Consider the following 7129-nt stretch of genomic DNA (forward strand, 5'->3'; position numbering starts at 1 on the left):
GTCCAGGGGCGGTGTGCCGGGAGCCGGTGGAGGTGGGCCGACGTGCGTCATGGGCACCTCTTCTGTTCCTGCCCCGGCCGTGGGGCCGTCGACCCGCGCGGGGGCGCCCGGATGCGCGGCAGAACGGGGGCCCACCGGGTCGGGCCGCGGCCCGGCCCGTGGGCGCTCGCCGTTGTCCACGGGGGCGTACGACCGGTCCGGGGGCAGGTCGCCGGGTGCGGGCCGGTCCGCCCGTGGTCGGGGCACCTCGACGGGAACCGCGCCGTCGGCCGATGCGCCGGACGGGGGTGTCCCGTCCGCCCAGGGCCGACGAGCCCGAGGCGGGGCCACACCGGGCATGCCGTCCGTGGGGGGCGGCAGCAGGTCGACGACGGATTCCTCCCACGGCTCCTCGAACGGGGAGCGCGGTCTCGGCTCGGCCGCCACGGCGGTGGCACCGTCGTCCGCGTCGGCGGCGGTGGCCGCCATGCCACCGGCACGCCGGAGCGCTTCCGCGTACGCCGACCGCCGCGCCGTCATCGGACCGCCGCCGCGCGCCGGGCCGGGGCGCGACCCTCGACGATGAGTTCCACGTAGCGGCGGCGGCGTGGGGAGGGCATCGCCAGGATCGCCTCCTCCGTCCAGCCGTAGCCGCCGGCGATCACGTCGACCTCGCGCATCAGTTCGTCGACGAGCAGATCCAGGTCCCGGGCCACGAAGTCGGCGGGATCGGCGTCCGCGGCGATCTCCCGCCCGCACCCCGCGCACAGGAGGTCGACGCGCATCGAACCAGCCGGGTCGAGGGCTTCCCAGGCGTCGGCGAGCCGGTCGAGAGCGTCCGGCCCCAGCCGTGGAATGCGGGGTGCCAGGCAGGTGTCGCGGGCCAGTGCGTGCAGGCCGTCGGCCGGGGGACGGCCCGCCACGGGGATCAGGTCGGCGAGCACCGGCAGCCGAAACGTCAGTTCCACGCCCTCCACGGACAGGCGTACCACGGCATCGGCCTCGGCCCGTGGCAGCTCGGCCACGGCCCGGACGGGGAGCGCGAACTCGTTGTCGGTCCGGCAGGACGGGCAGGTGACCCGGGCCTCGACCGGCCGCCGGACCAGAGCCTGGTGCAGCGCCAGCAGGCGCTGGTTACGGCTTCCCAGCGGATAGTCGAGTGCGGCCGGGCCGTCCAGCGCGACAAGGAGGCTGACGACGCGTTCCCGCGCGGGGCGGCGCCATGACAGTGGCCAGAGCCGGACGAGGTCCTCCGCGCTCGGCACCGGGGCGGGGTCGAAAGAGGCGTTCACGGTGGGGCTCACGGCTCGACGAAGGTCGGCTCTTTGGGCTCGGCGACCGCGTAGTCGCGCTCCCAGCCCTCGTTCTCGAGCTTGAGCTTCGCGATGGCCACGGCGTTGGCGTTGGCGTCGAGATCCGGCAGCGCCTGGTACTCCGACACCCAGCACCGGTAGACGGAGTAGCTGAGCACGACCTGGCCGGCCTCGTTGAGCAGTTCGAGGATGATGTTCTTGCGGAAGTCGGCGAGGGACACCTCACCGCCCGGCGCGGAGCCGAAGTTCCACGTCTTGTTCGCCCACTGCTCGAACTCCTGGTCGTGGGTGACTCCGCGTTCGAGCGTGATCGCGTCGTACTCGGTGCGACCGGGGGACTTGTAGGACGTGGAGGGATCGCCGCCGGCACGGTGCTTGACGACCTCGGTGGTCCGCTTCAGCAGGGAGACCTTCGAGACGCCGGCCACGTAGCGGCCGTCCCACTTCACGCGGAACTTGAAATTCTTGTACGGGTCGAGCCGCTGGGCGTTGACTGAGAACTGTCCCACGATGCGCTCCTGTCTCAGACGGCCGGCTGCACGATCTGCTTGAGGCTGATCACTACGAACTCGGCCGGTTTGAGCGGCGCGAACCCGATCACGATGTTGACGATCCCCAGGTCGATGTCCGCCGTGGTGGTGGTCGACGCGTCACAGGCGACGAAGTAGGCGTCCCGCGCCGAGACTCCCTTGAACGCGCCCTGGCGGAACAGCCCGTGCATGAAGGCCGTGCAGTTGACCCGCAGCTGGGACCACAGTTCCTCGCCGTTGCGCTGGTGCACCGCCCAGCGCAGGGACTCCGACAGCGAACGCAGGATGTGGCTGGCGGTGCGGCGCACGGGGATGTGCTTCCACTGGCCGGCCAGCGCGTCGGCGCCGTCCACGGTGCGCGAGCCGAACGCTACGGTCTGGTAGATGGGGAAACGCCGGATCACGTTGACGCCCAGCGGGTTCACCAGGCCCTGCTCGGCGTCGGACACCTCGATGGAGGGACCGTGGACGCCGGCCAGGAAGGCATCGGTGCCCGCCGGCGCCTGCCAGACCCCCACCCGGTTGTCGGTCCTGGCGATGACGCCCGCGACGGCCCCCGACGGCGGATGCGACACGATCGTGCCCGGCCGCAACGGGTCGTCGACCCTGATGTTCGGGAACCAGGCACCGGCGTGGGCCGACCGAAGCCCCAGCTTGGTGGACTTCCACGCGGCGGCCGTCCCGATGTCGATGACGTCGGGCGGCGGATCGATGATGAGGAAGGCGAACTTGTCGGTGCACACCCGGGCTGCCTCGGCGTACACCGTGACGGCGTTGCCGTGGTGCGGCGCCCTGGGATCCGTGGCCTTCGGCCGGACAAGGTCGGGCAGGCACAGGAGGTTGAAGAACGGGTCGGGTCCGGCGAGCGCGGTGATCGCGTCCTTGAAGTCGGACGACGACGGCTGGCCGGCGGTGTCGCCGTCCGTGGCGGCCTTGCTCCGCGACGCCTGGGCCTGGTCGTACAGGTGGCCGAGCCGGTAGCGCGACGGGTTGGCGGCCTTCTCCTCGATCGCGTACTCCGTCAGCAGCGAGTCGGTTCCTCCGGCCGGCGCCTCGATCGTGACGGTCGCATCGTGTACGCGCTCGACTGCGGGCACCGCGGTGGGGCGGCCGACGGACAGACGCAGGAAGCCGCCGCCCTCGTGGAGGGACCCCTCGACGGAAGCGCCGGCGAGTTTGCGCAGAGCGGCCTGGTCGGCCCGAATCGCCTCGTTGAGCGCGGCGACCAGCCGGGTCACCAGCTCGAGGCGACTGGCCGGCCTGGGGTCGTCCTTCTTGAAGACGGTCACCGTCAGCCCCTTGACCGACGAGGTGTCGTCGGCCTTTCCGTCGTCGACCTTCCACCGGGTCACCGACAGATTCACGGCGAGCGCCTTGCCGAAGGTGCCTGTTTCCGGTTCCTTGCCGATCCGGTAGACGGATCCAGTGGGTTGCGGGCCCTCCGCCCCGACGCCGCCCGCGTCCACCGTCACCTTGACGAGGCGGGAGCCGGTGGCCGGGTCGTTGACCACCGTGCCGGCCGTCCGCGCGTCGCCCGCCTGGGTCGTGAGGTCCGCGAACCGCTCGACCAGGCCTGTGACGGGATCGACGATCGTCAGGTTGAAACGCTTCTTGTCATGCGGCGGTGAGGTCGAGTAGGGGTGCGCCCCGATGTCGAAGGAGTCGATCTCGACGAAGAGCTCTCCGCCGGCGGCGCCCGAGCTCAGTGCGGTCACCTCGAGTGAAGTCCTGTTCCCGGAGACGTCCTGCCGGATCGTCGAGGCGGCCGGCGCGGCGCCCTCCACCGGGAGCCGGATGACCACCGCCTGGCCTCCGCCGTTGGCGAAGAAGTGCATCACGGAGTACGAAAGCGAGCTCTTGGCATACAGGCCGCCGAAGTGCCGTTCGAAATCCGCGAAGCTCAGGCATGTCACCGGCCGCTTGTCGATGCCCGTCCGGGTCGGCCCCACGAACAGCGCGACCGAGGTGGGCGCCCCGGTGACGGTCCGTACCCCGGAGTCCAGCTCGCGGGTGTACACGCCGGGATAGGTGAGGTTGAGCATCTGATCGCCTCCGTGGGCCTGGGCGTCCCGGCAGTGACAGCGGCTCGCGACGACGAGTGATGTCGAGAGTGACCACCATGGGGGTATGCGACGTGATGCCCCGTCAGCTCGTGGCCTGCCGCACAAGGCTGCCATCGGCTTCGGCACAGAGTCGATACGTCAAATGATTGATTGAGAGGCAGCGTTGAAGCTGAGGCCCTTGATGACGGCGGTCAGGGGCCGCCGCTCGGAAAGCCCTGCCAGTCCTTGATCGACCGGCGTGCGCCTCGTTCACTGCCCGAAGGGGGTGGGAGGTGCCCCCGGCACCAGACTCCGCTCCCTGGTCCGGCCTGATCCGAACGGAAGGCCCGGTGCCGCGACAGGCCGACGGCTGCCGGCCTCCCCTTGAGGAGATGCTGGGAGCACCCCGCGGATCCTGCACCCTGAACCGCCCCTGATCCTGCACCTTGCGTAGCCGGCGGACCACTACGCCCTTCCTCACGGGGTCGAAGACGTGGTGGACCCGGCGGAATTTCTCGCCAGGGTTCCAGCCGGTGGTGATCCGTCGGGCCAGATGGCCTTCGACCTCGACTTCGAAGACACGGACGACGAGTGACCAACGTCCTGACGTCGTTGTCCCCCTCGGCCCATGGGGAGAGGGACGGCAGGCGTCGTGGAGCAGCGGACGAAGAGTCCGGTCGTGCTGTGCGGCCATCGTGACCGGCCGGGGTTCGTCGGGGGTGCTGACAAGCGGGGCCGGAGCGCGAGATTTTTGACGGTGCACATTCAGCCGTGCCGCTCAAGGAGACAGATGTTCCGACAAAGAAGTCCACGCGCTTGCCGAGGCAGGGCCGCAGGTGTCCTGCTGCTGGCCGCCGCCGTCCTGTCGCCCGCCCTCCCGGCCGTCGCCGCCGACGGCTCCGGTACCCGTTCCGAGACCGCGGCGGTGGCCTCCGCGGATCCGCAGGCCGCGGTCACCGAGCGGCTGCGGGCACGTGCCGAGAAGGTCATGGGAGCCGCCGCGGCCCGCGAGGACCGGCCCGTCGTCCGGGTGGTCCGGAAGTCGGGCCGATGGGCGTTCGGCACCGCCGTGATGGCCACCGAGCAGGGCTCGGAGCGGATGCCGCAGGGCTGGCTGTTCGTCGCCGAGCGCCAGGACGGCGAGTGGCGTGCGGCCCTGGAAGGCGAGGAGCGGTTCGCCGACATCTCCCGACGCTCCCCGGTCGTCGGAGCACGGGAGAAGTCCCTGTTCGCCCAGCAGGACGGCCGGCAGCGGGACGTTCTCAAGAAGGACGACGTCCGCGGCCCCGCGGACGTCCGCAAGATCCCGCACCATCCCCAGCCGTCCGGCGGCATCGACTCCGACGGCGGAGCCGGCCTGCTGTCCGCGGGCGGCGACTACCGGACGGGCATGGCGCTCCCCACGACCATCGGCGCCAACACCGTCCTGACCAGCGGCCCCCACGGCTGGGGCGGCTACGAGTCGCCGTGGAGTTCGATCGACCTCGCCGGTGGCGACGAGGTGGTGCGGGCGGCCCGGCAGGGCAACGCCTACACCATGTGCACGGGCTGGATCCGGGTGATCCACGACCGCGGATACGCCACCGACTACTACCACCTGTGGAGCAACATCAACACCAACGGTGGCTGGGTCAACACCGGTGACCACCTCGGGTACACGGGTACGGACGTCACCTGCGGAGGCGCCGCGTACGGCCGCCACGTGCACTTCGCGCTGCGGCAGAACAGCGCCTACATCGGGATCGCCGGCCACGGCATCGGCAAGTGGGTCCTCTACAACGGCAGTGCCGCGTACCAGGGCGGCGCCCTGCACGGCAGCTACTGGGCCGGCGTCGGCGGCACCCTCTACAACTACGGGGTGCTCGGCTTCAACCAGGGCGTCGTCGATGCCAACGGAGGGGGGTCGGTCAACAGACGCTCGGGACCGGGCACCGGTTACGCCGTCGCGGGATCGGTGGCCGACGGAGCGACCGTGACGGTGTCCTGCTCCGCCAACGGAACCTCGCACACCGGCCGCTACGGCACCACGAGCCTGTGGAACAGGCTGTCCGACGGCACCTGGAGCAGTGACGCCTATATGTGGAGCGGCGTCAACGGGCCGGTCAGCGGCTGGTGCTGACACCCGTGCTCTCGGACCGGGGCCCCTGCCTTCCTGCGGCAGCGGCCCCGGTCAACTCGAGTGATCCGCGGCTGCCCGCGGGTGGGGCGCTGGATGATCAGTTCTGCGGGTGGTCGCCGGTCTGTCCGTCCAGGAGTTCGCGCACGATATCCACATACCTGACGTGGCGGGCGGTTTCCTCGATCACGTCCCTCGGAGCTCTTGGCCTCGTGCGGACGCGGCCGGGCCGGCAGCCCACCGGCCCCGCCGTCCACAGCGGGCCCGCCGATCGGCGCGGTGCCCCCGGAACGCGGCTGTCCGTGGGGAAGGTACGGTCGGCCGCGTGAAGGCGGAGCAGGGCGACGATGACACGGTGAGACAGTTCGCGGGGGAGTTCGAGACCCACCTGACGGTGCGGTCGGAGACCTGCGGGGGAGGTGGAGAGCCGCTGCTTCTCTGGGCGGAACGCCACGGAATCAAGTACACGCACATCGTTCTCGACCGGGGACGAACACCAGACCAGCCCATGCTGACCTGCCGCGGACAGGGCAGCCTGGCAGGGCAGTTGGCGACGGCTCGGCAATGGTCAAAACGGCTGCTCGACGACGGGTTCCGAGTGGTACGGGTGAAGATCGAGGCGGCGCCGTGGAATGACGAGGTCCCGAAGACGGACGCCGAGGCCACGGATCTCCCCGAGGGCTGCTATTTCGAGCACCACGTCAAGCTCGTCCTGTCCGGTGAGTTGGAAGTGGCCGCGGTGCGGACGCTGGCCGTACCGCACTCGGCACACGTGTCCCGCAACGCCCGCCGGGCGTCGGCCGACGGCCGGCACGAGCGCTTCGTCACCCAGCGGTGCCGGGGCGTCGGCCGGGCAGAAGCGGGCCGCCGACTCGACGCACTGCTTCGCGCCCTGGCGGAGGCCGGGCATACGGCGGTGGAAGTCGAGGAGGAGTTCGTCGTGCATGACGGCAATTTCGCTGCGGACGCCGGCTGGATCGAGGACGAGCCGAGGCTCGTATGAACGGCCTCGGAGAGCGGCCCCGTGTCCCCAGCGGCCCGCCCACGGAACGTCGTTGACCGCCGAGCAGCCCAACGCGTCGCGCTGGACCGCGTGCTCGCCCTCATCGCCGACGCGCCGTGGAGCGGCAGTTCCGTACTGTGGGGAAG

General features: G+C 70.9%; 6 protein-coding genes and 1 pseudogene. 2 read left to right on the plus strand and 5 right to left on the minus strand.

The window, feature by feature from the left end; translation table 11 throughout:
• The 4 genes and pseudogenes from C1I97_RS27235 to C1I97_RS27250 all read right to left on the minus strand — a co-directional run.
• Positions 1 to 468: pseudogene (locus C1I97_RS27235) on the minus strand (hypothetical protein); the annotation flags it as partial.
• Positions 469 to 515: 47 nt separating this feature from the next.
• The gene (locus C1I97_RS27240; RefSeq protein WP_146608307.1) at positions 516 to 1283 is read right to left on the minus strand and encodes a hypothetical protein; all 768 of its coding nucleotides are present in this window, start codon (positions 1281 to 1283) and stop codon (positions 516 to 518) included.
• The gene (locus C1I97_RS27245; protein ID WP_111005800.1) at positions 1280 to 1801 is read right to left on the minus strand and encodes a phage tail protein; all 522 of its coding nucleotides are present in this window, start codon (positions 1799 to 1801) and stop codon (positions 1280 to 1282) included. Before C1I97_RS27245 ends, C1I97_RS27240 begins: the two co-directional genes overlap by 4 nt.
• A gap of 14 nt (positions 1802 to 1815) precedes the next feature.
• Positions 1816 to 3864, minus strand: coding sequence for a phage tail sheath family protein (locus C1I97_RS27250; protein WP_181446938.1), 2049 nt, complete (start codon positions 3862 to 3864; stop codon positions 1816 to 1818).
• Between the two features lie 790 nt (positions 3865 to 4654).
• Between C1I97_RS27250 and C1I97_RS40750 the strand changes: the two genes are divergently transcribed.
• A complete protein-coding gene (locus C1I97_RS40750) occupies positions 4655 to 5983 on the plus strand; it encodes a peptidoglycan DD-metalloendopeptidase family protein (protein ID WP_220040868.1) in 1329 nt (442 codons plus the stop codon).
• Between the two features lie 97 nt (positions 5984 to 6080).
• Here the strand turns inward: C1I97_RS40750 and C1I97_RS39380 are convergent, their stop codons facing one another.
• The gene (locus C1I97_RS39380; RefSeq protein ID WP_146608308.1) at positions 6081 to 6170 is read right to left on the minus strand and encodes a DUF664 domain-containing protein; all 90 of its coding nucleotides are present in this window, start codon (positions 6168 to 6170) and stop codon (positions 6081 to 6083) included.
• 135 nt (positions 6171 to 6305) lie between these two features.
• Between C1I97_RS39380 and C1I97_RS27260 the strand changes: the two genes are divergently transcribed.
• Positions 6306 to 6983, plus strand: a complete 678-nt coding sequence (locus C1I97_RS27260) for a hypothetical protein (protein WP_258382757.1) — start codon at positions 6306 to 6308, stop codon at positions 6981 to 6983.
• Positions 6984 to 7129 lie beyond the last annotated feature (146 nt).

It is taken from the genome of Streptomyces sp. NTH33 (assembly GCF_003236365.1).
GTDB lineage: Bacteria > Actinomycetota > Actinomycetes > Streptomycetales > Streptomycetaceae > Streptomyces.